The organism is Aeromonas bestiarum (assembly GCF_028751155.1).
Lineage (GTDB): Bacteria > Pseudomonadota > Gammaproteobacteria > Enterobacterales > Aeromonadaceae > Aeromonas > Aeromonas bestiarum.
Genome location: NZ_CP064746.1, coordinates 625,057 through 650,356, shown reverse-complemented (window position 1 = coordinate 650,356; position 25,300 = coordinate 625,057). Strand labels below are relative to the sequence as shown.

Annotated in this window: 26 protein-coding genes and 1 tRNA gene; 8 read left to right on the top strand and 19 right to left on the bottom strand. The window is 59.5% G+C overall.

What is annotated here, in order from left to right:
- Positions 1-22: 22 nt before the first annotated feature.
- Genes IU367_RS03165 through zur form a run of 3 tightly spaced genes read right to left on the bottom strand, consistent with a single transcriptional unit; the run spans position 23 to position 1,167 of the window.
- Positions 23-253, bottom strand: a complete 231-nt coding sequence (locus IU367_RS03165; RefSeq protein WP_241326610.1) for a hypothetical protein — start codon at positions 251-253, stop codon at positions 23-25.
- A gap of 4 nt (positions 254-257) precedes the next feature.
- Positions 258-719 (bottom strand): chemotaxis protein CheX, encoded by a 462-nt coding sequence (locus IU367_RS03160; RefSeq protein WP_016351979.1) that lies wholly within the window; start codon positions 717-719, stop codon positions 258-260.
- Positions 709-1,167 (bottom strand): zinc uptake transcriptional repressor Zur, encoded by a 459-nt coding sequence (gene zur / locus IU367_RS03155; protein WP_080741192.1) that lies wholly within the window; start codon positions 1,165-1,167, stop codon positions 709-711. Before zur ends, IU367_RS03160 begins: the two co-directional genes overlap by 11 nt.
- Positions 1,168-1,305: 138 nt before the next feature.
- Here zur and dusA point away from each other — a divergent pair, with 138 nt between their 5' ends.
- Positions 1,306-2,292: a tRNA dihydrouridine(20/20a) synthase DusA gene (gene dusA, locus IU367_RS03150; RefSeq protein WP_274453422.1), complete on the top strand. Its 987-nt coding sequence runs from the start codon at positions 1,306-1,308 to the stop codon at positions 2,290-2,292.
- Between the two features lie 2 nt (positions 2,293-2,294).
- On the top strand, positions 2,295-2,444 hold the full coding sequence (locus tag IU367_RS03145) for a hypothetical protein (RefSeq protein WP_274453421.1): 150 nt from the start codon (positions 2,295-2,297) through the stop codon (positions 2,442-2,444).
- A gap of 82 nt (positions 2,445-2,526) precedes the next feature.
- On the opposite strand, the gene IU367_RS03140 is transcribed toward IU367_RS03145, so the two are convergent.
- Both IU367_RS03140 and hupA read right to left on the bottom strand, forming a co-directional pair.
- Positions 2,527-2,952, bottom strand: coding sequence for a hypothetical protein (locus IU367_RS03140; protein WP_005320448.1), 426 nt, complete (start codon positions 2,950-2,952; stop codon positions 2,527-2,529).
- A gap of 101 nt (positions 2,953-3,053) precedes the next feature.
- The gene (hupA, locus tag IU367_RS03135; protein WP_005305063.1) at positions 3,054-3,326 is read right to left on the bottom strand and encodes a nucleoid-associated protein HU-alpha; all 273 of its coding nucleotides are present in this window, start codon (positions 3,324-3,326) and stop codon (positions 3,054-3,056) included.
- Between the two features lie 341 nt (positions 3,327-3,667).
- Here hupA and rsd point away from each other — a divergent pair, with 341 nt between their 5' ends.
- On the top strand, positions 3,668-4,150 hold the full coding sequence (rsd, locus tag IU367_RS03130) for a sigma D regulator (RefSeq protein ID WP_098982284.1): 483 nt from the start codon (positions 3,668-3,670) through the stop codon (positions 4,148-4,150).
- A 101-nt stretch (positions 4,151-4,251) separates the two neighbouring features.
- Positions 4,252-4,632 (top strand): PilZ domain-containing protein, encoded by a 381-nt coding sequence (locus IU367_RS03125; RefSeq protein ID WP_043554505.1) that lies wholly within the window; start codon positions 4,252-4,254, stop codon positions 4,630-4,632.
- A gap of 111 nt (positions 4,633-4,743) precedes the next feature.
- Here the strand turns inward: IU367_RS03125 and radA are convergent, their stop codons facing one another.
- The gene (gene radA / locus IU367_RS03120) at positions 4,744-6,108 is read right to left on the bottom strand and encodes a DNA repair protein RadA (RefSeq protein WP_043142423.1); all 1,365 of its coding nucleotides are present in this window, start codon (positions 6,106-6,108) and stop codon (positions 4,744-4,746) included.
- A gap of 100 nt (positions 6,109-6,208) precedes the next feature.
- Between radA and IU367_RS03115 the strand changes: the two genes are divergently transcribed.
- Entirely contained in the window at positions 6,209-8,587 is a 2,379-nt protein-coding gene (locus tag IU367_RS03115; protein ID WP_274453420.1) for a PilZ domain-containing protein, read from the top strand.
- 150 nt (positions 8,588-8,737) lie between these two features.
- Here IU367_RS03115 and IU367_RS03110 read toward each other — a convergent pair whose 3' ends face one another.
- Together IU367_RS03110 and serB are read right to left on the bottom strand one after the other, a co-directional pair.
- Positions 8,738-9,643 (bottom strand): alpha/beta fold hydrolase, encoded by a 906-nt coding sequence (locus IU367_RS03110; RefSeq protein WP_274453419.1) that lies wholly within the window; start codon positions 9,641-9,643, stop codon positions 8,738-8,740.
- 37 nt (positions 9,644-9,680) lie between these two features.
- Complete coding sequence (gene serB, locus IU367_RS03105; protein WP_274453418.1) at positions 9,681-10,697, bottom strand: phosphoserine phosphatase SerB; 1,017 nt, start codon at positions 10,695-10,697, stop codon at positions 9,681-9,683.
- A 120-nt stretch (positions 10,698-10,817) separates the two neighbouring features.
- On the opposite strand from serB, the gene IU367_RS03100 reads away from it, so the two are divergent.
- Positions 10,818-11,435, top strand: coding sequence for an AhpA/YtjB family protein (locus tag IU367_RS03100; RefSeq protein ID WP_043139787.1), 618 nt, complete (start codon positions 10,818-10,820; stop codon positions 11,433-11,435).
- A 98-nt stretch (positions 11,436-11,533) separates the two neighbouring features.
- Here the strand turns inward: IU367_RS03100 and deoD are convergent, their stop codons facing one another.
- The 7 genes from deoD to IU367_RS03065 form a co-directional block, all read right to left on the bottom strand.
- Complete coding sequence (gene deoD / locus IU367_RS03095; RefSeq protein WP_043139789.1) at positions 11,534-12,247, bottom strand: purine-nucleoside phosphorylase; 714 nt, start codon at positions 12,245-12,247, stop codon at positions 11,534-11,536.
- A gap of 154 nt (positions 12,248-12,401) precedes the next feature.
- Positions 12,402-13,610: a phosphopentomutase gene (locus IU367_RS03090; RefSeq protein WP_274453416.1), complete on the bottom strand. Its 1,209-nt coding sequence runs from the start codon at positions 13,608-13,610 to the stop codon at positions 12,402-12,404.
- 14 nt (positions 13,611-13,624) lie between these two features.
- Complete coding sequence (gene deoA / locus IU367_RS03085; RefSeq protein WP_103472552.1) at positions 13,625-14,956, bottom strand: thymidine phosphorylase; 1,332 nt, start codon at positions 14,954-14,956, stop codon at positions 13,625-13,627.
- 106 nt (positions 14,957-15,062) lie between these two features.
- Complete coding sequence (deoC, locus tag IU367_RS03080) at positions 15,063-15,836, bottom strand: deoxyribose-phosphate aldolase (RefSeq protein ID WP_274453415.1); 774 nt, start codon at positions 15,834-15,836, stop codon at positions 15,063-15,065.
- A 392-nt stretch (positions 15,837-16,228) separates the two neighbouring features.
- The gene (locus IU367_RS03075; RefSeq protein WP_005305103.1) at positions 16,229-16,399 is read right to left on the bottom strand and encodes a XapX domain-containing protein; all 171 of its coding nucleotides are present in this window, start codon (positions 16,397-16,399) and stop codon (positions 16,229-16,231) included.
- Positions 16,400-16,522: 123 nt separating this feature from the next.
- Entirely contained in the window at positions 16,523-17,797 is a 1,275-nt protein-coding gene (locus tag IU367_RS03070) for a NupC/NupG family nucleoside CNT transporter (RefSeq protein ID WP_274453414.1), read from the bottom strand.
- Between the two features lie 213 nt (positions 17,798-18,010).
- Positions 18,011-18,799, bottom strand: coding sequence for a TatD family hydrolase (locus IU367_RS03065; protein WP_274453413.1), 789 nt, complete (start codon positions 18,797-18,799; stop codon positions 18,011-18,013).
- A 40-nt stretch (positions 18,800-18,839) separates the two neighbouring features.
- Here IU367_RS03065 and tppF point away from each other — a divergent pair, with 40 nt between their 5' ends.
- Positions 18,840-19,457 carry a type IVa pilus pseudopilin TppF gene (gene tppF, locus IU367_RS03060; protein ID WP_241280725.1) on the top strand — a complete coding sequence of 206 codons (618 nt, stop codon included), beginning with the start codon at positions 18,840-18,842 and terminating at the stop codon, positions 19,455-19,457.
- A gap of 319 nt (positions 19,458-19,776) precedes the next feature.
- Here the strand turns inward: tppF and rlmD are convergent, their stop codons facing one another.
- The 3 genes from rlmD to IU367_RS03045 form a co-directional block, all read right to left on the bottom strand.
- Positions 19,777-21,129, bottom strand: coding sequence for a 23S rRNA (uracil(1939)-C(5))-methyltransferase RlmD (gene rlmD, locus IU367_RS03055; protein WP_043554495.1), 1,353 nt, complete (start codon positions 21,127-21,129; stop codon positions 19,777-19,779).
- A gap of 189 nt (positions 21,130-21,318) precedes the next feature.
- Positions 21,319-22,761 carry an ammonium transporter gene (gene amt / locus IU367_RS03050; RefSeq protein WP_274453412.1) on the bottom strand — a complete coding sequence of 481 codons (1,443 nt, stop codon included), beginning with the start codon at positions 22,759-22,761 and terminating at the stop codon, positions 21,319-21,321.
- 522 nt (positions 22,762-23,283) lie between these two features.
- Positions 23,284-23,369, bottom strand: a tRNA-Leu gene (locus tag IU367_RS03045).
- A 143-nt stretch (positions 23,370-23,512) separates the two neighbouring features.
- On the opposite strand from IU367_RS03045, the gene IU367_RS03040 reads away from it, so the two are divergent.
- A complete protein-coding gene (locus IU367_RS03040) occupies positions 23,513-24,034 on the top strand; it encodes an RDD family protein (protein ID WP_274453411.1) in 522 nt (173 codons plus the stop codon).
- A gap of 67 nt (positions 24,035-24,101) precedes the next feature.
- Here IU367_RS03040 and lptG read toward each other — a convergent pair whose 3' ends face one another.
- On the bottom strand, positions 24,102-25,172 hold the full coding sequence (gene lptG / locus IU367_RS03035) for an LPS export ABC transporter permease LptG (protein WP_103473041.1): 1,071 nt from the start codon (positions 25,170-25,172) through the stop codon (positions 24,102-24,104).
- Positions 25,173-25,300 lie beyond the last annotated feature (128 nt).

Sequence of the window (25,300 nt, the reverse complement as noted above, 5' to 3'; positions counted from 1 at the left end):
ATTGCCTGATTTGTCGTCGACTTCACAGCAGGGGCTCTACCGGTTTGGGCCTGCCTTCCAGACCATACCAGTGGGTCTCGACCCGACCGGCGTGCCACTGGAAGGTGCCCCAGGGCCTGTCTGTCTGCCAGCGTGGAAAACTCACCACCACCTTGTTGTCGTTGTACTTGTAGAGCGAGGTGTTGATCTGGATATCAGACAGTATGAGCAGCAGAGTCCAACCGATGAAGAACCATTTCAGCGCTTTCCACATAGGGTTACTCGAAGCAGATTTCGATGGTGGCCCGGCCATAATCTGACTCGAACGGCATCATGATCTTGGTGCCATCGGCCCTGTGGGTGATGGTGTGGTTGGGGCCCGAGACTATGATGGGGGTCGCCATGTCGAACTCGTAACCTTTCTCCCCCAGCATACGCTTGGCGCCACCGGTGACCATGTTGGTGATCTCGCCCACCATGTCGGTCACTTCTTCATTGATGGTGGCGGGGGCTTCCCCCAGCATGCGGCGCATGATCTCGAGCGCCAACCCCTTCTCGAAGCTGATGGAAAGCGAGCCACGGGTCTGTGGACCCACCATGCCGATGAGGCCTGAGACATCCCCTCGCGCCAGTTCATCCATCTTGCGCTTGGGTTTACCCGGTTTAAGCTCCAACTGTGCCATGGTGGAGAGCACATTGAGCAGGGAAAGCAGGAACGGGTTTACAAAATCAGCCTTCATGTTGATTTCCTACGGTGGGCGTACAGCGAGCACATTGGCCATGTGCCTCTATTGTCTTATTGGTAATAGTAAAACCATGCTGATGGGCCTGCTCGGAAAACGCGCTGTCGATCGCCGTGTCATGGAGTTCGACCACCTCGCCACACCGATCGCAGATCAGCAGTTGCATCGGGTGAGCATGGTCAAAGTGACAACAGAATATGAAAGCGTTGAGCGACTCCACCTTGTGGGCAAAGCCCTGTTCGAGCAGAAAATCGAGTGCCCGATAGACAGTAGGCGGCTTGGCATGAGCCTCGGTTTGCTGCAGCTGGGCTAACAAATCATAGGCGCTGATGGCGTTGCCGTGAGCAGCCAGCAGAGTGAAAACCTGGCGCCGGGTAGGGGTGAAGCGGATCCCGCGTTGTTCGCAGAGTCGTTCGGCTCGTTGTAAAAGTTGGTCTTGATTCATGATCACGCAAATACCCTTTTTATTAGCCGGATACTATCACAGGGCCCCCAGTGGCGCGGCGACAAAATTCATTTTCTGGGGCTGCCTCACGTTGTGATAAAATCCGGCCCCTTTGTTTAGCCAACCCGGATGATTTTTATGCAGGCGCAGCGTTTTTCCATCGCCCCCATGCTGGACTGGACCGATCGGCATTGCCGTTATTTCCACCGTCTGATGACCCGCCAGACCTTGCTCTATACCGAGATGGTGACCACGGGCGCCATCATCCATGGCAAAGGGGATTATCTGGGCTACAGCGAGCAGGAGCATCCAATCTCGCTGCAACTGGGCGGCAGCAACCCGGCGGATCTGGCCCACTGCGCCAGACTGGCACAGGCGCGCGGTTATGACGAGATCAACCTCAACGTGGGTTGCCCGTCGGATCGGGTCCAGAATGGTCGCTTCGGTGCCTGCCTGATGGGTGAACCCGCGCTGGTGGCCGACTGCGTCAAGGCGATGCGCGATGTGGTGGACATCCCGGTCACCGTCAAGACCCGGATCGGCATCGACGAGCAGGACTCCTACGAATTCTTGCAGGCCTTCATCGAGCAGGTGCGCGACGCCGGTTGCGATACCTTCATCGTCCACGCCCGCAAGGCCTGGCTCAGCGGCCTGAGCCCCAAGGAAAACCGCGAGATCCCGCCGCTCGACTACCCGCGGGTCTATCGGGTCAAACAGGATTATCCCGAACTGACCATAGCCCTCAACGGCGGCGTCACCTCCATCGAGCAGACCCTGGAGCACCTGCAGCAGGTGGACGGGGTCATGATGGGGCGCGAAGCCTATCAGAATCCCTATCTCCTGGCGCAAGTGGACAATCTGGTGTTCGGCCAGAACAACGCTGTGCCGAGCCGTCACGAGGTGGTGCGGATGATGCTGCCCTACATGGAGCAGGAGCTGGCCAAGGACAACTACCTATCCCACATGACCCGCCACATGCTGGGCCTGTTCCAGAACATGCAGGGTGCCCGCGCCTGGCGTCGTCACCTGAGCGAGAACGCCTGCAAGCCGGGCGCCGGCATTCAGGTCGTGCTGGATGCCATGGCCAAGGTGCCGGAATTCGCCAGCGCCGAGTCGGTGGAGTAATCATGTATCGCTTCACTGGTTCATGGCTGCACAAGGCGCTGGTCCGGCTCTGCGCCGGCCTGCTCGCCATCCTCGGCCTCAAGCTCAGCGCCTTCTACTTTCTCGGGTTGCTGATCGTCCTGGGCCTGCACAAGGAACAGTTGCTGGGCTGATCCTCATCGCCTTCAGCACCAATGAAAAAGCCGGTAACACCAGGTGTTACCGGCTTTTCTATGCGTGGCCATCGCGCTGACGCTACTCCCCCTTGTCCACAAACTGCAGTTCGGGCGCAAATGACGTCAGCACGTCGGCACAGTAGTCCCAGGTCGAGATGCGATAATGCTGCAGATCCTCGTCCAGATGAAGCCCCTCCGATTCCTGATGGAACCAGCTGGCAAAACGGGACGGGGTGATAAGCTGGATCTGCTCCTCAATGGCATGGCTCTCCTTGCCTTCCGACAGATCGCAGTCCTCCATGACCCGCACGGCGAAGATATGGCGAAAGTAGACCCGGCACAGGATCTGGGGCGGCAGATCTATGCTGCGCGCCCGACCCAGCATGACGGTCAGGGAGTCACTCCAGATATCCTGATGAAGTTCGGCCACAACCAGGCCTGGGGGGAGTTGACGGGACGGAGCCCAAGGTACGGCAACCTGCCGAATGGCATTTTTCTGTTCCATCATCCACCTCACTACGGCGCACGCCATATCTTGAGTGTATCTGAAACAAATTCCGCTGACGATGGCAATAAAAAACCCGGCTGGCGCCGGGTTTTACACGATTACTTGACGGCGTCTTTGAGCGCCTTGCCTGCCACAAAGGACGGCACATTCGCGGCTGCAATCTGGATTTCTTTACCAGTTTGCGGGTTACGGCCGGTACGGCCCGCGCGATGGTTCACCTTGAAGGTACCAAAACCCACCAACTGCACAGCATCGCCTTCTTTCAGGCTCTGGGTAATACCATTGATGATCTCTTCCAGAGCAACTTTGGCCTGAGCTTTGCTCAGATCGGCTTTGGCGGCAATTGCATCGACAAGTTGAGCTTTGTTCATAACATTTCCTTTATGATCGGGCATTTAGCACCGGGCCACTCTATTCAAAAAAAAACACTCAGGCAAAGGCTTTATCAGCCAGATTGGCTTGAATGCTGGGGTTTTCATCAAGATCTGCGGAAATAGTCACATATCTCGCCCCTTCGTTATCGCGATGGATTGGAAGAGGAGAGCAAATGATGGGGTCTTGTAGCCAAAACACCATCTGATGTAACAATATCCCCATGCACCTATTGACGGTCAACAGGATTTTCCCTAGTTATAGGGAGTGTCGTCAGTCAATAAGAAAGGCCGGAGGCCTGTAGCGATAGCACTCCATGCCTATGCCCCACGGAGGGATTATGTTAACTGAACTGGAACAAACCAAGCGCGCATTGGCAGGAAAGCACAGAGCTATCGACGACTGGCTGGATGCCAGGCAGGCTCTGCTGGTCGAATACATGCGGCTCGCCGGGCTGACGCCCGCCCGCACCAAACAACGCTCACTCCCTGGCCATGTCGAGCTGCAGCGTTTCTGTGAACAGCTGGTCGATTACGTCAGCGCCGGTCACTTCGAGATCTACAACCATGTGGTCACCGCCTTCGAAAAAGCCAGCGGCGACAAACTGGAGCTCGCCAAGCGCATCTACCCCAATATTCGGGCATGCACCGAATTCGCACTGGAATTCAACGACAAGTACAGCAACGCAGATGAGGCTCAGTTGCTGCTGCTAGACGAAGACCTGAATCAACTCGGCCCTGTGCTGGAGGATCGCTTCAAACAGGAGGATCGGCTGGTCAAGGCGTTGCAAGTGGTAGAGTCACTCAGCACCCAACAGGTTTGATATCCAATTTCGGAGCCAGTTCAAGATCCTGATGCGCAAGGTGCATTACACTTTATGTCATGACCTTTAGCACCAAACCCTATTGCTGACAGGAGATGAGAATGTCCGAGCGTCGCCGTTTTTCACGGATCCTTTACTTGACCATGGCCGACCTCGTCCAGGGCGATAAGAAATGGCGGACCCAGCTGGTGGATATCTCCCTGCAGGGCGCGCTCTTGATCCGGCCCGATGACTGGGAAAGCCACGACAACAAAGAGTATTCACTCAGCTTCGTGCTGAGCGGCAGCGACATCGAGATCAAGATGCAGGTCGAGCTGAACCATGAGGCCAGCAAGAAGCTGGGATTCTACTGCCACCATATCGATATCGACAGTGCGACCCACCTCAAGCGGATGGTAGAGCTCAACGTCGGAGATGAAGAGCTGCTCCATCGTGAACTGGAGCAACTGCTGAACGAGCATCTGGAACACCCCCACCCCTGAGGAGCCCTCCAGAGGCCATAAAAAGGAGCGCCGATGGCGCTCTTTTTTATTGCCTAGATTTATTGCCTAGACCAGTTAAATCCATGTTTTGGAACGCCGCTGCGTCAATGACTACAAGGCTTCCAGCGCGTCGGCCAGTTTTTTCACCGGCACAACTTCCATTCCCTCTATGGGGTGCTTGGGCGCATTGGCGTGAGGCACTATGGCGCGGCGGAAACCGTGCTTGGCCGCCTCCTGCAATCGTTCCTGACCGGACGGCACGGGCCGGATCTCGCCGGAGAGGCCCACTTCACCAAACACCACCAGATCTTTGGGCAGGGCCTGATCTCTGAAGCTGGAAACCATGGCCAGCAACAGGGCCAGATCCGCACTGGTCTCCTCAACCTTGACGCCCCCCACCACGTTGATGAAGACATCCTGATCCGCCATCTGCAGCCCGCCGTGGCGATGCAATACCGCCAGCAGCATGGCGAGGCGGTTGTGGTCCATCCCCACGGCCACCCGGCGCGGGTTGGAGAGCTGGGAATAGTCCACCAGCGCCTGCAGCTCCACCAGCAGCGGCCGGGTGCCCTCCCAGATCACCATGACGATGGAGCCGGGAGCCTGTTCCTCACCCCGACTGAGGAAGATGGCGGAGGGGTTGCTCACCTCTCGCATGCCTTGCCCCGTCATGGCGAACACGCCGAGTTCGTTGACGGCACCGAAGCGGTTCTTGTGGGAGCGCAGGGTGCGAAAACGCGAATCGTTGGCGCCATCCAGCAATACCGAACAGTCGACACAGTGCTCCAGCACCTTGGGACCCGCCAGGGTGCCATCCTTGGTCACATGGCCCACCATGAAGATGGCGACGTGATTCTGCTTGGCGTAACGGGTCAACAGGGCCGCGGCCTCCCGCACCTGGGAGACGGAACCGGGAGATGACTGCACATCCGCCACGTGCATCACCTGGATGGAGTCGATGACCATGATCTGCGGCTGCTCCTGCTGCGCTATGATGCAGATCTGCTCGACACTGGTCTCCGACAGCATGCGCAGCTTGTCGGTAGGCAGCCCCAGCCGGCCGGCACGCATCGCCACCTGCTGCAGCGACTCCTCCCCCGTGACATAGAGGGTCTTCATCCGCTCGGCCAGACCACACATGGTCTGCAGCAGCAGGGTAGACTTGCCCGCCCCCGGATTGCCGCCAATCAGAATGGCCGAACCGGGCACAACACCGCCGCCGAGCACCCGATCCAGCTCCTTGAAGCCGGAGGAAAAGCGCGGGATCTCTGTGGTGGCGATCTCCGCCAGCGTCTGGACCTGACTGCCGATGGCGCCGGCGTAACCGGTGTAGCGGGCATTTTTGCCCGGCGTCACCGAGCCAAGACGCACCTCGGTGATGGTGTTCCACTCCTTGCATTCGCCGCACTGGCCTTGCCAGCGTGTGAAGTCGGCACCACATTCGGTACAAACATAGGCAGTTTTATTTTTGGCCATGGATAACTCGGGGACAGGATGAATTCCTGCTTGATATACTTGTTTGCGACCGACAGATCAAACCCAGAATCGGAAAAGTGACTTTCCGTGGCAGGAACACATGGATTCAGAACAACAACAGCATCTGATTGAACAGCTCATTCCTCTGCTCAGAGAAAAAGATTTTGATGACATCTTCAATCGCCTGACGCAGGACGAGAACAGCAACAGCCGTTTCCTGATCAAGATGGAGATAAAGCGCAAATGCACCCCCTGCCGGCGGGTCATCGACATGCGCGACGAGCTGGGCGAGGAGTGCCTGGTCCATGAGTTTGAAGGAGTCACCCACTTCATGCCGGCCGAGGCCATAGGCCTGTTCCAGTCCCAGTGCTATCTCTACCGGGATGCCTACACCCTGGGTGTCAATGAGGCGCTGCAATATTGGCAGAAACACCACCAGAGCAAGGGTGACGGTCCCCTGCTGCCCCCTGCCAGCCCGTTTCGCCAATACGATGTCAATCCCATTCCCTTCGCCAGCTACTACGGCCGGCGTCAGGAGCGGATGCACTTCAGCTCTCCCGTGCTCATCAAGTTTGCCGACGGCGACAAGCTGTTTGCCAAGAGCTCGGATCTCTCCCTCGGCGGGATCCGGGTCTCGGTGCCCTATCTGCCCAACTATCAGACCGGAGCCCAGGTCGAAGTCTTCTTCACCGGGCTGGAGCGGGATCACCCCAATCCCATATTGCACCACTCGGTCAGCTATCAGATCCTGGGCGAAGAGAGCAAGGAGGGGAAGTACTGGCTGCGACTGATCAAAACCGGCGAGCACACCGGCTTTGACCGCTTCCTGAGCGATTTCATCGAGAGCAACAAGAGCCGCTATCGGGTCAGCGTCGACTATCTGCTGTCTGCCGCCATCATCAAGGGGTACGAGCAGTTCTACCTGCCACGCATGACCGGCATGCCGCTGTTCTTCGGCTCGGGAGACAGCCCCAGCCTGGAGATAGCCCTGCGTACCGAGAACAATCAGCACATCCTCGAATACTGGCGCGATGCCAAGAACCGAGACATGCTCGCCAGCCTGTTCTCGGCGGCCCGCATGCAATCCCTGCTGCCGGCCCCGGGCACCCTGCGGGAGACCCTGATCTACTGCTTCACCCATTCGGTGCGCAGCCACCTCTACTTTTTCTCCGCCACCCGGGAGGAGTTGCAACAGAGCGGTCTGATGTCCCTCTTCTTCCAGGTCGGTGCCCGCCGCCCCAGCTGGCGCGTGTACAAGTTCAGCCTGGAGCGCTGCGATCTGCACGAGGCCGATCTCGCCAGCCAGCAGAGCCAGGACAGCCCCCAGTTGCAGGACATGCTGCTGCAGGAACGGCTCAGGCAGATAAACTACGTCGGCCTGCTGCAAGATATCGGCCTCGACAGCCAGCGGGAAGAGTTTCACTACGACGCCAGCGTGCAGCACAACGCCAACGAGCTGCAGCGCTTCGGCCATGATCTCGGGGCCGCGCCCTTCGAGATAGAGACGCTGCATTATGTGCAGTTGCGCAAAGAGGCACGCTACATCCACAAAACGGCCGTCGCTATCAAGCACAACGGGCAGGCCTGGCTTGGCTGGACCCGCGACATCTCGGCCCACGGCATGCAAATAGAGCTGGAAGAGGCGTTCGAAGGCGAGAAGGATGACATAGTCACCCTGGCCCTGCCCCGCCTGCAGGAGCTCTCCAAGAGCATGGATCTGCAACGCCTCCCCTACCGGCTGGTCAGCATCAACCTGACCCGGACAGTGCTGCATCTGTGTATCGAGGGGGACCCTGAGCGCCACACCGGCCGCCAGTTCTTCAGCCTGCTGATCGAGAGCAACCAGAACAAGCTCAAGGCGGCGCACGAGCAGCGTCGTTATCGCGGCATGGCCAGGGCGCTGCGCAACATCTACACCCACCATATCTTCAGCACGCCCGTCTACATCAACAAGCTGAAGGGCGCGCCCAAGCCGGCCTCGGTCGGCCATGCCCCGCAGGATCGCAGCCTGTCACGCCTGTTGCGGACCTGCGCCGAGCAGGGGGATCAGGACAACCTCTATCCCCTGTTCCAGGGGGATCTGCTCAAACAGCTGATCATGAACCCGCTGCGCGCCATCGAACGGGAAGACAAACCGCAGGAAGAGGAGGTCTACATCGCCAGCCTGCACACGCCGGCCGGCCTGCCCGTCTTCTCCAGCCGGCTGGCCAGCAGTTTTCAGGACATGGCGGAAAAGCGCAGCTTCATCGAGCTGGCACTGCGTCAGGGGGAATTCTATTCGGTGCTGGTCGGCATCTCTCGCACCGGCCGACCCGATACCAACTTCATCGCCAACGAGCTGGATTACATCGCCAAGTTCGCCATCCACAAGGCCAAGAAGCTGGAGGAGGAGCTGTGGAGCGTGGTGGGGGTAGGCGAGCTGACCGATACCAGTCAGGCCACCCTGTTCCGGCTCGGCATCACCCCGCCCATCAACTGAGCGGCGACTCATGCCAGCAAGCCTGCTCAAGCGCGGATATCGGCCTGGCAAACCAGCAAGAAAATAATGGCGGGCCACGGGCCCGCCATTATTTTTATCCCTATATCAGCACATCAGGATAACGACCAGCTCCCGCCAGCCTTGTCTCCATCACGCCGCCTGCGGGTCGAGCAGCCACGCGAGGATCTGCGGGAAGTGATCCTCCTGTGCCTGTGGCGCCGTCAGCATGTTGATGTGATCGTAATCGAGCCGGTTGCCGTTATCCTTGCCAAGCCGGGTGTGACGCGTGGCAGACCCCATCTCGGCGCTGAAGCGGCGCACATCGGTCGGGTGCCCCAATACCTTGTCAGCCTTGGCTGAAATCATCCAGAGCGGCGGCCAGTTGACCCTGGCCGCCGCTTCGTCATAGGCAAAGCCGTCGTACGGATCTTGCCAGGGGCCGCACTTGACCCAGGGAATCGTCTCCTGCAAGTAGCGCAGCGGCTCGTCATCCGCCCCCATCTTCAGGCTGCGGGCCGCCAGAAAACCGCTGCGCCGTGCCAGCCAGGGCGCCAGCCGATTCCAGATGAGATCCACCTTCAACCAGCGCTCCGGGTTCTGCACCGAGACGCCACGCTTGGTACCAAAGAACACCAGGCTGGCGATCTGCCCGGCCAATTCCGGAAAACGCACCAGGGTCGAGGCCATGATGACACCGCCCCAGGAGTGAGCCATCCAGTGCAGCTTGAAGCTGGCATGGCGCGCCGCAATCCAGCGGTGCAAGGCCGGCAGATCCTCGGTGATCAGCTCATGCTGGCCATGCTCGGCTTGCACTGCGATGGCCGGGGTGCTCAGACCCCGGCCGCGCAGGTCGGCCACATAGACCTGATAGCCGTGGCGCGCCAGGAAACAGGCAAGCCCCTTGCCCGATTCGGTATAGAAGATGCGGCCATTCTCGATGGCGCCGTGCACCATCAGGATCGGCTCTGCATGCACGGCGACCCGTGGCTGGATGTGGCGCACGTGCAACTGGTGCTCACCACAGGGAATAAACAGGGATTGCTGTAACAGTTCCATTGCTATGCAAGGTCCTCCATGACGTGGGGTGGGTAACTCAGGATCCGTGACGATCCCAACGACGATCGCGACAGGCAAGGGCGCCGAGCAGGCAGATCACCCCTTCCAGATCATGATGATTGAGGGTGGCGGCCGCCTGGGCCCGCACCAGCGGCTTGGCGTGGATGGCTATGCCAAGAGCGGCCCCCGCCATCATCTTGAGATCATTGGCACCATCGCCGATGGCCACTGTCTGGCCAGCGGCGATACCAAAGTCACTCGCCAGCCGTTGCAGCACCTCGGCCTTGACGCTGGCGTCCACTATGCGGCCACTCACCATGCCGGTCAGCCGTCCCCCCTCGACCGCCAGCTCGTTGGCGAAGATGGCATCCAGCCCCAGCGCCTGCTGCAGTTCGCCGGCGAAACGGGTGAAGCCCCCCGAGGCGATCGCCACCTTCCAGCCCGCCTGCTTGAGGGTATCGACCATCAATTGCAGGCCCGGCATCCAGGGCATCTGGGCCGCCACCTCGTCGAGAATGGTGACCTGTGCCCCCGCCAGCAGGGCGACCCGATTGCGCAGGCTGTCGGAAAACTCCAGCTTGCCCTGCATGGCCGCGGCCGTCACGGCGGCCACCTGCTCGCCCACTCCCGCCAGACGGGCGATCTCGTCGATGCACTCGATCTGGATGGCGGTGGAGTCCATGTCCATCACCAGCAAGCCGGGCTCGCTCAGGGTCGGCAGCGCGGGCAGATGGCAGATGTCGATGTCCCACTCCTCGGCCTTGAGCCACTGCACCAGCTCGGGGGAGAACCTGTCCGTTCCCAACAACAGCAAGGGCACCCCGGCCGGGCTGCTCGGCGGATAGAGCTGGGCCTGCATATCCTGCGCAGCCAGCGACTCGGCCAGGCGCGCCAGATGGCGGGCGGCAAGGGGCTTGCCAAACAGCACCAGCCAGGCGCCATCCAGCGGTTTGGCGACGGGCAGCAGCGCCTGCGGCGTCAATTGCCACCAGGGGGCACTGGGCAGGCACTCTGGCCACTCGGACAAGACAGCGGGTAATTGGGACAACAGCATAGAGATAGAGCCTTCCTTGGTGATCATGGGGTTAACAAAGCTGGCCCAGAGTAGCGTATTGCTTTTTGTACAGGCAAGCGCCAAGATCCCGCCACCGCTCGTCGTCAGGAGGTTCAACGCTTGCGTCATCTTCCCATCAAACGTGTTCTCAGTCTGGGTGCCGGCATCTTGCTCGGCCTCTGGGTGCTCGGTGTGCTCATCCATATGCAGGGCGAGAGCCAGGCCTCTCTGCACAGCGAGGCACGCAACCGTGCCCAGGCGCTGGTCGCCTATGCCGCCCGCGACATGAAGCGCTGGATCAAGGAGGACAAGAACAGCGAGCTGGAACGGCTGGCCCAGGATCTGGCCGCCGAGCCCGAGATCCTCGATGCCACCCTCTATGATGCCCGTGGCATCCCCCTCGCCCAGTCGGACGCCGCCGTGCCGCTGGACAGCCTGCTGCCCATCGGCGACAACAACAAATCGCTGCCGGAGCAGGGCAAGGGCCGCATCCAGTTTGTGCAGGAGATCCTGGATGGGGAGCAAACCATTGGCTACCTGCGCATCACACTGGAAGAGCAGCAACTGCTGGCGGACAAGGACACCCGGCTCAAGGTGATACAGGAGAAACAGCGGCTGATGCTGCTGGTGGCGCTACTGGCCGGCCTGCTCATCTCCTACGGCGTGCGCCGCAACTACATGCGGGTGCGCAAGCACAAGAAGAAGAGCCCACCCTCATCGGGTGCACCGAGCGCCTGATCCCATAGGCTTCAAGGCCCGGTACGGAGCTACGGCCACGAACCATAAAAAAACGGCGACCCTGGGGTCGCCGTTTTGCATGGAGTCTAGGCTGCGGATCAGTCGCCCAGCAGCACTGAATCCAGTGCGATTTCGATCATGTCGTTGAAGGTCAGCTGACGCTCTTCGGAGGTGGTCTGCTCACCGGTACGGATATGGTCGGAGACGGTGCAGATGGTCAGTGCCTTGGCACCGTACTCTGCGGCCACGCCGTAGATACCGGCGGCTTCCATCTCGACACCCAGGATGCCGTACTTTTCCATGACGTCGAACATGGAAGGATCCGGGGTGTAGAACAGGTCGGCGGAGAAGATGTTACCGACGCGCACGGCAACGCCCTTGTTCTTGGCGGCTTGCACGGCATTGGCAACCAGGCCGAAGTCGGCGATGGCGGCGAAGTCGTGATCCTTGAAGCGCAGACGGTTGACCTTGGAATCGGTGCAGGCACCCATGCCGATCACCACGTCGCGCAGTTTCACGTCTTCACGCACGGCGCCACAGGAGCCCACGCGGATCAGGGTCTTCACACCGTAATCGGTGATCAGCTCTTTGGCATAGATGGAGCAGGACGGGATGCCCATGCCGTGACCCATGACGGAGATGCGACGGCCCTTGTAGGTACCGGTGAAGCCGAGCATGCTGCGCACGTCGCACACCTGCTCGACGTTCTCCAGGAAGGTTTCGGCGATGTACTTGGCGCGCAGGGGGTCGCCCGGCATCAGCACTGTATCAGCAAAGGCGCCATCTTTCGCATTGATATGAGGAGTTGCCATTCTCTTGATTCCTTCACACTAGGTTGAGTTTTATTGTCTTTATTGGTTGCCCGCCACCGAGGTGACGGGCGGGTAAATTACAGGAGGCGAGTGCCGCACTGCAACCTGGGCAGGCCCTGCAGAATAGACCGCAAGGCGCCACCCAAAATCGGCCTTACAGGAAGCTGGTACCGTATTGCAGCTTGGGCAGACCGTGGTACGCCGCTATGCTCTGGCCTATGTCGGCAAAGGTCTCGCGACGACCGACGGAACCGGCCTTGACCGGCTTGCCGAAGAACAGCACCGGAATATATTCACGGGTGTGATCGGTACCGTTCCAGGTCGGATCGCAGCCGTGGTCGGCGGTCAGCGCCACCACATCGCCATCTTGCAGTATCTCGAACAGCTCCGGCAGACGGGAGTCGAAATACTCCAGTGCATCGGCGTAGCCTTTCACGTCACGACGGTGACCGTAGGAGGAGTCGAAGTCCACGAAGTTGGTGAAGACGATGGTGTTGTCACCGGCTGCTTTCACCTCTTCCAGGGTGCGATCCCACAGCTCGGTCAGGCCGGTGCCCTTCACCTGCTTGGTGATGCCCTGGTTGGCATAGATGTCGGCGATCTTGCCGATGGAGACCACCTGGCCACCCGCTTCTTTCATGTAATCCAGCACGGTCGGCGCCGGCGGCAGCACAGAGTAGTCGTGACGGTTGCCGGTACGCTTGAAGTTGCCCTTGCCGCTGCCCACGAACGGACGCGCGATGACCCGGCCTATGTTGTAGGGCTCCAGCAGCTCGCGCACTATGTGGCACAGCTCATAGAGCTTCTCGAGGCCGTAGGTCTCTTCGTGGCAGGCGATCTGGAACACTGAGTCGGCAGAGGTGTAGAGGATCGGCTTGCCGGTACGCATGTGCTCTTCGCCCAGATCATCCAGCACCTGGGTGCCGGAGGCGTGGCAGTTGCCGAGGTAACCGGACAGACCCGCCTTCTCGACGATGGCGTCCAGCAGCTCTTGCGGGAAGCTGTTGTGGTGATCGGTGAAGTAACCCCACTCGAACAGCACGGGCACGCCTGCGATCTCCCAGTGGCCGGACGGAGTGTCCTTGCCGGAGGAGAGCTCCTGGGCGAAACCGTAGGCACCGACCACCTCGATATCCTTCTTCAAGCCTGCCGGGAAGTAGCCGGAGGCCAGCTCACCGGCATGGCCCAGACCCAGCTTGTTCAGGTTCGGCAGATTGAGGGCGCCACGGCCTTCAATCTCACCGGCGGCACAGGCCTTGGCGATATGGCCAAGGGTGTTGGCGCCCACATCTCCGAACTTGTCGGCATCGGCGGCGGCGCCAATACCGAAAGAGTCCATCATCAGAATAAAGGTACGTTTCATGGGACTTCCCCTTGTTACAAATCAGCCAGACCGATGCGACGGTAGACCTCAGGCAGAGCCTGGGGTTGAGTGTCACCGATCTTGACAGCCGCCTGCACCATGCTGGCAGCCTGAGCAAATTGCTCTTCGGTTTGAGCGTGGATCAGGGCAATCGGCTTGTCAGCATCGACGCTCTGGCCCAGGCGGATAAAGTCGGTCAGACCGACGGCGTAATCGAGTTTGTCACCGGCGGCGCGACGACCGCCACCCATGGCGACCACGGCCAGACCCAGCTCCCGGGTATCCATGGCCGTCACGAAGCCGGCATTGGCCGCATACACGGGGCGCACAATAGCAGCCTTGGGCAGATGACTATCATAACGTTCCATGAAGTCGGACGGACCGCCGAGGCCGGTCACCATGCGACCGAAGATCTCGGCCGCCTTGCCGTTGTCGAGCACAGCCTGCAGCTTGCGACGGGCATCGGCATCGTCGCTGGCCAGATGGGCGGAGATCAGCATCTCGGCGCACAGGCTCATGGTGACTTCGTGGATGCGCGGGTTGCGGTATTCACCTGTCAGGTAGCGCACCGCTTCGCGCACTTCCACGGCGTTGCCAGCGCTGGAGGCCAGCACCTGGTTCATGTCGGTCAGCAGGGCCGAGGTGCGGCAACCGGCACCGTTGGCCACGGCGACTATGCTCTTGGCCAGCTCCTCAGATGCCTCAAACGTCGGCATGAAGGCACCAGAGCCCACCTTGACGTCCATCACCAGGGCTTCCAGCCCGGAGGCGAGTTTCTTGGAGAGGATGGAGCCGGTGATCATGGCGATGGATTCGACGGTGGCCGTGATGTCACGCACCGCATAGATGCGCTTGTCGGCCGGGGCGAGATCGCCGGTCTGGCCTATGATGGCGACACCCGCCTCTTTCACCACTTTCAGGAAAAGATCGTTGTCGACCGAGGTCTGGTAGCCGGGGATGGCATCCAGCTTGTCCAGGGTGCCGCCGGTATGACCCAGGCCACGACCGGAGATCATGGGCACGAAGCCACCGCAGGCGGCGACCATGGGGCCCAGCATCAGGGAGACGACATCACCCACGCCACCGGTGGAGTGCTTGTCGACGATAGGGCCACCCAGATTGAGGTGATCCCAGTTCAATACCATGCCGGAGTCGCGCATGGCGCAGGTCAGGGCAACCCGCTCATCCATGGTCATGTCTTTGAAGTAGACCGCCATCGCCAGTGCCGCAATCTGGCCCTCGCCTATGGTGTTGTTGGTAATGCCCTGAACGAAGAATTGAATCTCTTGGGTACTGAGCGCTTCACCGTTGCGCTTCTTTCGAATAATTTCTTGAGGCAAAAACATCTTTCATTCCCTCCGCCATTGCTGGCGTCACATAAGCCGTTATCCCTGCCCGCGCGCCATCTGGCGGGGGCATAACAGGGCGAGCCACGCTCGCCCTCTCATCAACTTAGTAACCGCTGGTGTTGGCAGGCTTGTCGCCATGCCCCAGCGTGGCCAGCAGGCTGGCCAACAGGCTGGATGCACCAAAGCGGAAGGTGCGGGCGGATACCCAGTCCTTGCCCAGAATATCTTCTGCCATGGCCAGGTACTGACCCGCCACGGCGGCATCTTTCACGCCACCGGCCGGCTTGAAGCCGACTTTCGGGTTCTTGGCCTTGATCACTTCCATCATGATGCGGGCCGCTTCCGGGGTCGCATTGACCGGCACCTTGCCGGTGGAGGTCTTGATGAAGTCGGCACCGGCGTCGATGGAGATCTCGGAGGCACGACGGATCAGCGCCTCTTCTTTCAGTTCACCTGTCTCGATGATCACTTTCAGCAGCGCCTTGTCGCCACAGGCTTCCTTACAAGCTTTGACCAGATCGAAGCCAACCTGTTCATTGCCGGCCATGAAGGCACGGTACGGGAACACCACGTCCACTTCATCGGCACCGTAAGCCACGGCGGCGCGGGTCTCGGCCACGGCGATCTCGATGTCGTCGTTGCCATGGGGGAAGTTGGTCACGGTGGCGATGCGCACGTCAGCGGCGCCGATCTCGCGCAGTGTCTTGCGCGCTATGGGGATGAAGCGGGGATAGATGCAGACGGCGGCGGTCAGGCCGGCCGGAGACTTGGCCTTGCGGCACAGGTCGATGACCTTCTGATCGGTGTCATCATCGTTCAAGGTGGTCAGGTCCATCAGGTTCAGGGCGCGTTGGGCGGCCAGTTTCAGATCAGTCATTCTATTCTCCAAAGTCTCGATTTAATCCTGCTTCCAGGGGCGAGCGCCTGCTTGTCGCAACGCAACCAGCAAGACACGACTCCCAAGGATACGGGAATGGAATTACAGCGCGCATGCACAGGCAATATGGCTGTAAATAAGGCAAGAGCCCTGTCACTTTCTTACAAAAGTGCGGACTTGGTTCCATGAAGACTTGAGAAAGGCCGACAACTGCTGACCCGACTTCCCAATCAATTCCATTTGACCGCCAACACCCGATTTGATCGGGCATTAGTCAATGCCAGCACCCTGCTGGCAATGCCTATTTCAGCCGAGATACCCCGTGTTTGCAAGCCGGATTTGCCAATTTCAGAGGTACCTCACATCTGGCAAATCCGGTACTGAAAAGTGCGTTAAGAGAAGAAGCGTGTGAGTATCCAGGAGTACGCCAGCCCCCCCAGATAGACCCCGACTATCCCCATTACCCCGGACAGTACGGGTGGGGCCGGGATCGGCAATTTGAGGAAAGAAAACAACAAGCCAACGATAAAGCCGGCCGCCATCGCCAGTAGCACTTCATTCATATAACCTCCGATTTGACTCATTTTATTATTAGTTTAGAAAGGAAAACGGTTGTCACCGCTCCAAACGCGAACGCCACAGCTTTTCGCTGTGGCGTTCGTCTTTACCTGAGTATCAGGCAAATATTACATGGCTGTCAGTGCCAGGAAGAAGCCTGCGATGGTGGCAGACATCAGGTTGGACAGAGAGCCGGCCAGTACGGCCTTCAAACCAAATTTGGCAATGGTGCCGCGACGGTTCGGTGCCATGGAGCCCAGACCACCCAGCAGGATGGCAACGGAGGACAGGTTGGCAAAGCCGCACAGGGCGAAGGAGATGATGGCCTTGGTGTGCTCGGACATGGCCACGCCGTTGATCAGCACTTCATCCTTCAGATAAGGGGCAAAGTTCAGGTAAGCCACGAACTCGTTCACCACCAGCTTCTGGCCGATGAAGGAACCGGCCACCACGGCCTCGCTCCAGGGTACACCGATCAGGAAGGCCAGCGGGGAGAACAACCAGCCCAGCAGCAGTTCCAGGGAGAGCTGCGGATAACCGAACCAGCCACCCACACCGGCGAAGATGCCGTTGATCATGGCGATCAGGCCGATGAAGGCCAGCAGCATGGCACCCACGTTCAGGGCCAGTTGCAGACCGGCGGAGGCACCGGCGGCGGCGGCATCGATCACGTTGGCAGGCTTGTCTTCCAGATCGCCATCGGCATTGTTTTCGTCATAGTTGGGGGTCTCGGTTTCCGGTACCAGCAACTTGGCGAACAGCAGACCACCCGGGGCAGCCATGAAGGAGGCGGCGATCAGGTATTCCATCTTGACGCCCATGGAGGCATAACCAGCCAGCACGGAACCGGCAACGGAGGCCAGGCCACCACACATGACGGCAAACAGCTCGGAGTCAGTCATCTTGGAGATGAAGGGACGCACCACCAGCGGGGCTTCGGTCTGACCGACGAAGATGTTGGCCGTGGCAGAGAGGGATTCGGTACGGGACGTGCCCAGTACTTTTTGCAGGCCACCACCCAGCAGCTTGATTACCCACTGCATGATGCCCAGATAATAGAGAACCGCGATCAGGGAGGAGAAGAAGATGATGACGGGCAGCACGCGGAAGGCAAAAATAAAGCCGCCGCCGCCAAACACTTCAAACATCTTGTTGCTGACCAGACCACCGAACAGGAATTCGATACCGTTTTGACCATAACCGATGACGCTGGAAACGGCATCGGATACACCCACCAGAATATCTCGGCCAACCGGGACGTACAGCACGAATGTACCCAGTCCAGCTTGAATTGCAAAGGCACCGGCTACGGTGCGAATTTTTATTGCTTTGCGATTACTGGAGAACAGCACCGCGATAAGGATGAGTGTTGCCATCCCTACCAGACCCATAATCAAATTCATTATTAACACTTCCTCTTTAGTAGCACCTTCCAGCTTGTTAACAACTTGTATCTCAAAGCCATCAATCAAGGGTGCGCATTATACTAATTACGGTGCGACAAAGTAGAATGCTGGTCACATTTTATAAGCATGAAATGCGCTAGAGGTCGTCAAATTAGACCGCAAACGATTTTTACTCGCCCCGTTTTTTATCATGATGCTATCAAGAGTTAATCAGGTGTTAATTTCAGAGTGTCCGAGCGGGAAAGTGTGAAAAGTGGATTCATGTAACACCGCGACAACATGACTCAAGGGCTGTTGCCGCAATTCGGCCAAGAGTTGCGCAATCTTCGGCAAGTTGGCGGGGGTATTCGGAATGCCCTGCTGACCCTGCAACGGCATGTCGGGCGCATCGGTTTCCAGCAGCAGGGCCTCCAGCGGCATGTCGCGGATCGCCTCCCGGGTCTTGTTGGCCCGCTCGTAGCTGATGACGCCGCCGATCCCCAGTCTGAATCCAAGCTGCCAGAACACCTCGGCCTGATGCAGAGAGCCGCTGAAGGCGTGGATCACGCCGCCAGAGGCCGGCTTGAAGCGGCGCAAAATTTTGGCAACCGTGTCGTTGGCCCGCACCGAATGGACTATCAGTGGCAGCTCATGCTCCATGGCCAGCCTGATCTGCGCCTCGAACCAGGCCAGCTGCCCCTCCTGCGGCACCTGGCTGCGCAGATCCAGCCCGCACTCCCCGACCGCCACCAGGCCAGGGGGCCGGGCAGCCAACAACGCCTGCAATCGCGTCAGCGCACCCTGGGTCTGGGTGCCCACATACCAGGGGTGAATGCCCAGCCCGTAGGTGATCCCCGGGTACTGCTCCGCCAGCGCCATCACGCGAGTCCAGTTTTCCTCTCCCACGGCGGGGATGATATACTCGCCCACCCCCAACTGCCGGCATTCGGCCAGCAACGCCGCCCTGTCTGGATCGAAGACGGGAAAATCGAGATGGCAATGGGTGTCGATCAGTTGCATGTCGCTTTCACCTGTTTGTCGTACTTGATGGGTCTACTCAATAATGAAACGCTCGAACCATGGCTTTACCCTGATAGAACTGGTGATGGTCATCATAGTGCTTGGGGTCCTGGCCGTAACGGCAATGCCCCGCTTTATCAATATCAAGGATGATGCCCTCAAGAGCACGGTTGCCGCCACCGCCGGCAGCTTCGCCAGCGCGGTGCAGCTTGCCCATGCAGGCTGGGCGGTCAAGGCGCAGGGCCAGGCACTCTACAATCTGGGCAGCATGGGTCAACGCAACCTCGACATCAACCGTTATGGCTGGCCCGCCGGCACGGATGAGGATCAGGGCCACAAGGGGATCAATGAGCCTTACGTTCCCGGTCAGGGAGACTACATCTCGGTCAGCAACCAGTCAGACTGCCGCCTGCTGTTTCAGGGGCTGCTGGACAGCAGCTATATTGTCGCCTCGGTCGATCAGGATCCCGAGATCCAGGTCAAAGCCGACTATCTGTCCAGCGAGCAACCCGGCAACCATATAGATGAAGATGGCGAGCCTCACAGCAACTGCCGCTATACCCTGCGCGACTCCATTGCCCGCTTCCCGGCTTACCCGGATGGATTGAGCTTTGACTACAACAGCGTTACCGGGGCCGTGACGCGCAATTTTGATTGAGTGACGAGGCGTCGCCCTCCGACGCCGGTTCCTCCTGCTCATCTTCGTCATAACGCACCGGCGCGCAGCAGCGCCGGTTTTCCGGGGTGAGTCCCCACTCCTGACACCAGCCATCGTAGCGAGCCAACCAGCGTAGCAAGATACCTTTCATGGTCTGCACCTCATACTGTCACCCCTTCTATTTCCCGCCCCTCTGCCCAAATCCAAGTCCGATACCATGGCTCGGCACCTGAATGACAGACATAAAAAAACGACTCCATTTGGAGTCGTTTTTAACAGAGCCATCTGGCTAATTCAATCGCTGTGGCGCGAGTGCCTGTCAGCCCTTGGCAGGCAGGCTCAGGCGGGCAACCGCTTCCACATGCATGGAATGCGGGAACATGTCGACCGGCTGCACTTCATCCAGTACGAAGCCCTGCTTGACCAGCCAGGCGAGATCGCGGGCCAGGGTCTGCGGGTTACAGGAGACATAGACCAGACGGCGCGGTGCCATGGCAACCAGGGTCTGCAATACCGCCTTGTCACAACCCTTGCGAGGCGGATCCAGCACCACCACGTCGGCGGTCACGCCCTGGGCGTGCAGCTCGGGCATCAGCTGCTCGGCCTTGCCCACGTGGAATTCGGTGTGCTCTATGCCGTTGAGGGCCGCGTTGCGACGGGCGTCGCTGATGGCGCTCTCCACCGATTCTATCCCCACCACCTTGGCGGCCTTGCCAGCCAGGAACAGGGAGATGGTGCCGATACCGCAATAGATGTCGAACACAGTCTCGTTGCCGGTCAGCTCGGCATACTCGAGGGCGCTGGAGTAGAGCACATCGGTCTGGGTCGGGTTGTTCTGGAAGAAGGAGAGCGGCGAGATCTCGAACTCGAGCTCATGGATCTTGTCGCGGATCACCCCTTCACCCAGCAGCACCCGGTTGCTCGCACCCAGAATGCGGTTGGTGCGCTCATCGTTGATGTTCTGCACCAGGGTGGTGATGGGCAGATCGCTCAAGCTCGCCAGCAGCTCGGCTTCGAACGGCAGTGTTTCACCCAGGGTCACCAGCACCACCATCAGCTCGCCGCTCTTGAAGCCCTTGCGGGTCATCAGGTTGCGCACGCAGCCGGTGTGATTCACTTCGTCATAGGCGGCGATGTCATGCTCGCGCATCCAGCCACGTACCCGGGCGTTGAGCTCCACGTGCAGCGAGTCCTGCACGGCGCAATCGTCCGCTGTGATGAGATCGTGGGAGTGCTTGCGATAAAAACCAATCTCGGCGCCGGCCTCACAGCCACGCACCGCATATTGCGCCTTGTTGCGATAGGCGAACGGGCTCTCCATGCCGAGGATGGGGTTGACTGTGGTGTCACCCAGCCCGACCTGTTCCAGTGCGCTCTGCACCAGTGCCTGCTTGAGCTTGAGCTGGGCCGGGTAGGCCAGCGGGCGCACCTGGCAGCCACCGCACTCTGTGTTGGGGCAGAAATCGGCGACCCGATCGGCAGACGGCTGGAGCAGCTCGGTCAGCTTGCCATGCAGATAGTTCGGCTTGACCTCGGTCAGCTCAACCAGCGCCTGCTCACCGGGCAGCAGACCCTCGACAAACAGGGGGCGATCGAACAGGCGTCCCTTGCCATCCCCTTTGTCGGTCAGTTCCAGGATCTCGATCTGGTGTTGATGTCCCACTAACGGCATGAGCGGCTCCAAAGGCGTAGAAAATGATGGGGAAAATGGGGCAAGCCCATTCAAGGGTGGCAGAGTTTAGCGGAGATCCTGTCAAATTGCAGGCATAAAAGCTGGGGCAAGGCGCACTCCACTTTTGCAGACATAAAAAAGCCGCCGGCATAACCGGCGGCGATCCTGTCAGCAAGTGACCCAGCGCGGTTACAGGCTATAGGCTTTCTCACCGTGGGTGGTGACATCCAGCCCTTCCCGCTCCGCATCTTCCTTCACTCGCAGGCCGATCAGCAGATCCACCAGCTTGTAGGCCACGACCGAGATGGCCCCGGACCAGAGGATGGTGACCCCGACTCCGATGGCCTGGATCTTGACCTGGGCCAGGATGGAGTAGCCTTCCGCAACCTGGTTGGTGACATAGTCCCACACCCCGGTGCCGCCCAGCTCCGGGCTGGCAAAGACGCCGGTCAGCAGGGCTCCGAGAATGCCGCACACCCCATGCACGCCAAACACATCCAGGCTGTCATCGGCTCCCAGCAGACGCTTGAGGCCGTGAACCCCCCACAAACCGGCCACGCCGCTGATGAGGCCCATCACCAGGCCACCGCCAACCCCGACGAAACCGGCCGCCGGAGTGATCACCACCAGACCGGAGACGGCGCCGGAGGCCGCACCCAGCAGGGAGGGACGCCCCTTCATTACCCACTCGGCCAAGGTCCAGGAGAGCGCCGCCGCCGCCGGTGCCACCCAGGTGTTGATGAAGGCCAGTGCGGCTATGCCGTTGGCTTCCAGCGCGGAGCCGGCGTTGAAACCGAACCAGCCGAACCAGAGCAGGGAGGCCCCTATCATTGTCATGGTGAGGCTGTGCGGTGTCATGGGATCACGTCCGTAGCCCAGACGCTTGCCCACCAGATAGGCCCCCACCAGACCCGCCACGGCGGCATTGATGTGCACCACTGTGCCGCCCGCAAAATCCAGTGCACCATGCTGGAACAGATAACCGGCCGTCGCCGTCGCGGTCGCCGCCGCCTCGGCCGTGGTATAGGCATCCGGGCCTGCCCAGTACCACACCATGTGGGCCAGCGGTATGTAGGCGAAGGTGAACCAGATCACCGAGAACAGCAGCACGGCGGCGAACTTGATGCGCTCGGCGAAGGCGCCCACTATCAGGCCGCAGGTGATGGCCGCAAAGGCCCCCTGGAACACCACGTAGATAAACTCGCTGATGCCGACTCCCTTGCTGAAGGTCGCCGCAATGGAGTCAGGCGTGACCCCCTTGAGCAGCGCCTTGCTGAAGGAGCCGTAGACACTGTTGCCCTCGGTGAAGGCCAGCGAATAACCGTAGAGGATCCACAGCACGCAGATGAGCGAGAACAGGGTGAACACCTGCATCAACACGCTCAGCATGTTCTTGCTGCGCACCAGGCCGCCATAGAACAGGGCCAGTCCCGGAATGGACATCAGGATCACCAGTGCCGCCGACAGCAACATCCAGCTGTTGTCCCCCTTGTTGATGGTCACAGCGGCTGCGACTGGCGCCGCGGCCTGCACGACCTCGGCCGATGCGGCCACCACCTCTTCAGCCCAACTGGGGGCGGCCAGCAAGGCGGCAAGCGCCAACAGGCCAGTCATCACGAGTCTCTTGAGCATACAGCCATCTCCTTCCCTGTCGTCCCGGCACCTGTCCGGGTCCATTTCCTGATATGAACATCGAATCCGACAATCCACACAAACTCACACTCAGCACACACTTGCCACTGCCCTGGTCATGCTTCCTTCATCGGGCAGCGTCATGGCGACATGATTGCTTTAAAGCATAAAGCAGGCCAACTCACTAAGTTGATTATAATCAACACCTTAATATCAAGCAGGTTGACCAATGCACCAGATTGGATCACAAGCTGCGCCAACCTGAGCAAGCGCGCACTTCTGCTGTGCAGCGCAACCAGCACGCACCGAAATAGAGCAGATCATAAGCCGGAACAGATTGCAGAGCGGTGACGGACACACAGCCGAATGTGGCAGAAACAAGCCACCCAGCATACGAACGATGAGAGTGCTCATGGACAAAGGGATAAAGGGATAAAGGGATAAAGGGATAAAGAAGGGAACACCAGGAGGCAGAAAAACAAAAGGCCATCATTGCTGATGGCCTTTTGTCACTTAATCTGATGGTGCCCGGGGTCGGACTCGAACCGACACGATTATTCATCGGCGGATTTTGAATCCGCTGCGTCTACCGATTTCGCCACCCGGGCAACTGCGAGGGATTATACGAATGGCGCGATGCCATGCAAGGTGTTTTTCGCGTGCGCACTCTCGTTTGCTCATTTATTCAACGCCTTGCCGATGCGGGGTCAGTTACATAGAATGCCCGCATCATATTAATGGAATAAGAACGATGGCCAAGCGTAAACCAGTCCAACCCACATCCACCTCCCACACAGTCCCCCACTACCCTTCGGCTGGCCTGTTGCGCCGACTCGGCGCCCTGCTCTATGACTATCTGGTAGTCATCTCCTTGCTGATCATCGCCGGCTTCATCGGGATGGGGGGGGCACACTTGCTGCTGGCAACCGGCGCGGCCACCATCCCAGAAGGCAAAGATGCCTCCTGGCTGCTGACCAGCCCGATTTACAGTGCCTGGCTCGCCTTCATCATCTGTGGCTTTTACACCTGGTTCTGGACCCGTGCCGGTCAGACCATAGGCATGCGCGCCTGGCGCCTGCGCATCCAGAATGCGGATGGCAGCAACATCCGCATCACTCAGGCCCTGATCCGGCTGGCAACGGCGGCCTTCGGCCTCGGCAACCTGATGTGCCTGTTCAACCGCAAGGCACCGCGCGCCTTTCAGGACATCTGGTCCGAATGTGAAGTGGTGGTGCTCGGCAAACAGGAAAATCTGGAGATGCTGAACAAGTAATTGCAGGTCAATGCAGCAACGAAAAAGGGCACCAACAGGTGCCCTTTTTGCATTACCGCACAGCGTATTACTGCTTGCGACTGAGGATATAGAAGGAGATACCGCCAAACAGCAGGCTGGGGGCGATGGCGGCAAGGATGGGTGGCACCGCGTACACCAGGCTGATGGGGCCGAACACCCGATCGCTCACGTAGACGGCAAAGCCGGTCATGATCCCCATCAGCATCCGCGCGCCCATGCTCACCGAACGCAGCGGGCCGAAGATGAAGGAGGAGGCCAGCAGTATCATGGCCACCACGGAGAGCGGCGACAGCAGCTTGCGCCACATCTCCAGCTTGTACCGCCCGGCATCCTGCTTGTTGGCATCCAGATAGCCTATGTAGTCGAGCAGCCCGGCCACCGGCAGGTTTTCAGGATCGATACTCACCACTCCCAGCTGCTTGGGGGTGAGCTCAGAGGTCCACTCCATCTGGGCCTGCGTCTCGCTCTGGATCTGCTTGGGATCGTCGAAGCGGGTGACCAGGATCTGCTTGAGCAACCAGTGGTGTTGTTCAAACACCCCCTCCTGCGCCTGGAGGATATCGATCAACTTGCGCTCCGGGGTGAAGCGATAGAGGGTAATGCCGGTCAAGGCGCCGTCGTTGCGCACCCCGTTGATGTTGACGAAGTTGTTGCCATCGCGCGCCCAGACCCCGTAAGCCGAGACCGTCAGCCGCCCTTCCGACAGGGCCCCCGCCTTGACGTCATCCGCCATCCGCTTGGCGATGGGCGCCACATACTCACCCATCAGGCCCACCAGTATCATCAAGGGGATGGCCGTCTTGAGCGCAGCCATCACTATGCTGATCTTGGAGCGACCCGCCGCCTGCATCACCACCAGCTCCGAGCTGGTCGCCAGCTGGCCCAGCCCTATGAGCCCGCCCAGCAGGGCAGCCAGCGGGAAGAACTGAACCGCCTCCTTGGGCATGGAGAGCAGGACGTAATAGAGCGCATTGATCATGTCGTAGTTGCCTTCCCCCACGGATCTGAGCTGCTCAACATACTTGATGAGCGCAGCCAGCCCGACCAGGGTCAGTTCGCACAACAGGACCGACATGAAAATAACCCGGCCGATATATCTATCGAGAATGCCAAACATCAGCAGAAACTCCCCGGTTGCAGCATCATGCTGATTTTTTCCTCAAATACAGACGTATAGAGAGGAAGCGACATCAAAATGATCCGGTCGCCATGTCTATCGAGAATGCCAAACATCAGTAGAGACTC

What these genes read in the sequence shown, in the direction of transcription:
- IU367_RS03165 (WP_241326610.1), bottom strand. Translation starts at nt 253, where the DNA reads ATGTGGAAAGCGCTGAAATGGTTCTTCATCGGTTGGACTCTGCTGCTC.
- IU367_RS03160 (WP_016351979.1), bottom strand. Translation starts at nt 719, where the DNA reads ATGAAGGCTGATTTTGTAAACCCGTTCCTGCTTTCCCTGCTCAATGTG.
- zur (WP_080741192.1), bottom strand. Translation starts at nt 1,167, where the DNA reads ATGAATCAAGACCAACTTTTACAACGAGCCGAACGACTCTGCGAACAA.
- dusA (WP_274453422.1), top strand. Translation starts at nt 1,306, where the DNA reads ATGCAGGCGCAGCGTTTTTCCATCGCCCCCATGCTGGACTGGACCGAT.
- IU367_RS03145 (WP_274453421.1), top strand. Translation starts at nt 2,295, where the DNA reads ATGTATCGCTTCACTGGTTCATGGCTGCACAAGGCGCTGGTCCGGCTC.
- IU367_RS03140 (WP_005320448.1), bottom strand. Translation starts at nt 2,952, where the DNA reads ATGGAACAGAAAAATGCCATTCGGCAGGTTGCCGTACCTTGGGCTCCG.
- hupA (WP_005305063.1), bottom strand. Translation starts at nt 3,326, where the DNA reads ATGAACAAAGCTCAACTTGTCGATGCAATTGCCGCCAAAGCCGATCTG.
- rsd (WP_098982284.1), top strand. Translation starts at nt 3,668, where the DNA reads ATGTTAACTGAACTGGAACAAACCAAGCGCGCATTGGCAGGAAAGCAC.
- IU367_RS03125 (WP_043554505.1), top strand. Translation starts at nt 4,252, where the DNA reads ATGTCCGAGCGTCGCCGTTTTTCACGGATCCTTTACTTGACCATGGCC.
- radA (WP_043142423.1), bottom strand. Translation starts at nt 6,108, where the DNA reads ATGGCCAAAAATAAAACTGCCTATGTTTGTACCGAATGTGGTGCCGAC.
- IU367_RS03115 (WP_274453420.1), top strand. Translation starts at nt 6,209, where the DNA reads ATGGATTCAGAACAACAACAGCATCTGATTGAACAGCTCATTCCTCTG.
- IU367_RS03110 (WP_274453419.1), bottom strand. Translation starts at nt 9,643, where the DNA reads ATGGAACTGTTACAGCAATCCCTGTTTATTCCCTGTGGTGAGCACCAG.
- serB (WP_274453418.1), bottom strand. Translation starts at nt 10,697, where the DNA reads ATGCTGTTGTCCCAATTACCCGCTGTCTTGTCCGAGTGGCCAGAGTGC.
- deoD (WP_043139789.1), bottom strand. Translation starts at nt 12,247, where the DNA reads ATGGCAACTCCTCATATCAATGCGAAAGATGGCGCCTTTGCTGATACA.
- IU367_RS03090 (WP_274453416.1), bottom strand. Translation starts at nt 13,610, where the DNA reads ATGAAACGTACCTTTATTCTGATGATGGACTCTTTCGGTATTGGCGCC.
- deoA (WP_103472552.1), bottom strand. Translation starts at nt 14,956, where the DNA reads ATGTTTTTGCCTCAAGAAATTATTCGAAAGAAGCGCAACGGTGAAGCG.
- deoC (WP_274453415.1), bottom strand. Translation starts at nt 15,836, where the DNA reads ATGACTGATCTGAAACTGGCCGCCCAACGCGCCCTGAACCTGATGGAC.
- IU367_RS03075 (WP_005305103.1), bottom strand. Translation starts at nt 16,399, where the DNA reads ATGAATGAAGTGCTACTGGCGATGGCGGCCGGCTTTATCGTTGGCTTG.
- IU367_RS03070 (WP_274453414.1), bottom strand. Translation starts at nt 17,797, where the DNA reads ATGAATTTGATTATGGGTCTGGTAGGGATGGCAACACTCATCCTTATC.
- IU367_RS03065 (WP_274453413.1), bottom strand. Translation starts at nt 18,799, where the DNA reads ATGCAACTGATCGACACCCATTGCCATCTCGATTTTCCCGTCTTCGAT.
- rlmD (WP_043554495.1), bottom strand. Translation starts at nt 21,129, where the DNA reads ATGCCGTTAGTGGGACATCAACACCAGATCGAGATCCTGGAACTGACC.
- amt (WP_274453412.1), bottom strand. Translation starts at nt 22,761, where the DNA reads ATGCTCAAGAGACTCGTGATGACTGGCCTGTTGGCGCTTGCCGCCTTG.
- IU367_RS03040 (WP_274453411.1), top strand. Translation starts at nt 23,513, where the DNA reads ATGGCCAAGCGTAAACCAGTCCAACCCACATCCACCTCCCACACAGTC.
- lptG (WP_103473041.1), bottom strand. Translation starts at nt 25,172, where the DNA reads ATGTTTGGCATTCTCGATAGATATATCGGCCGGGTTATTTTCATGTCG.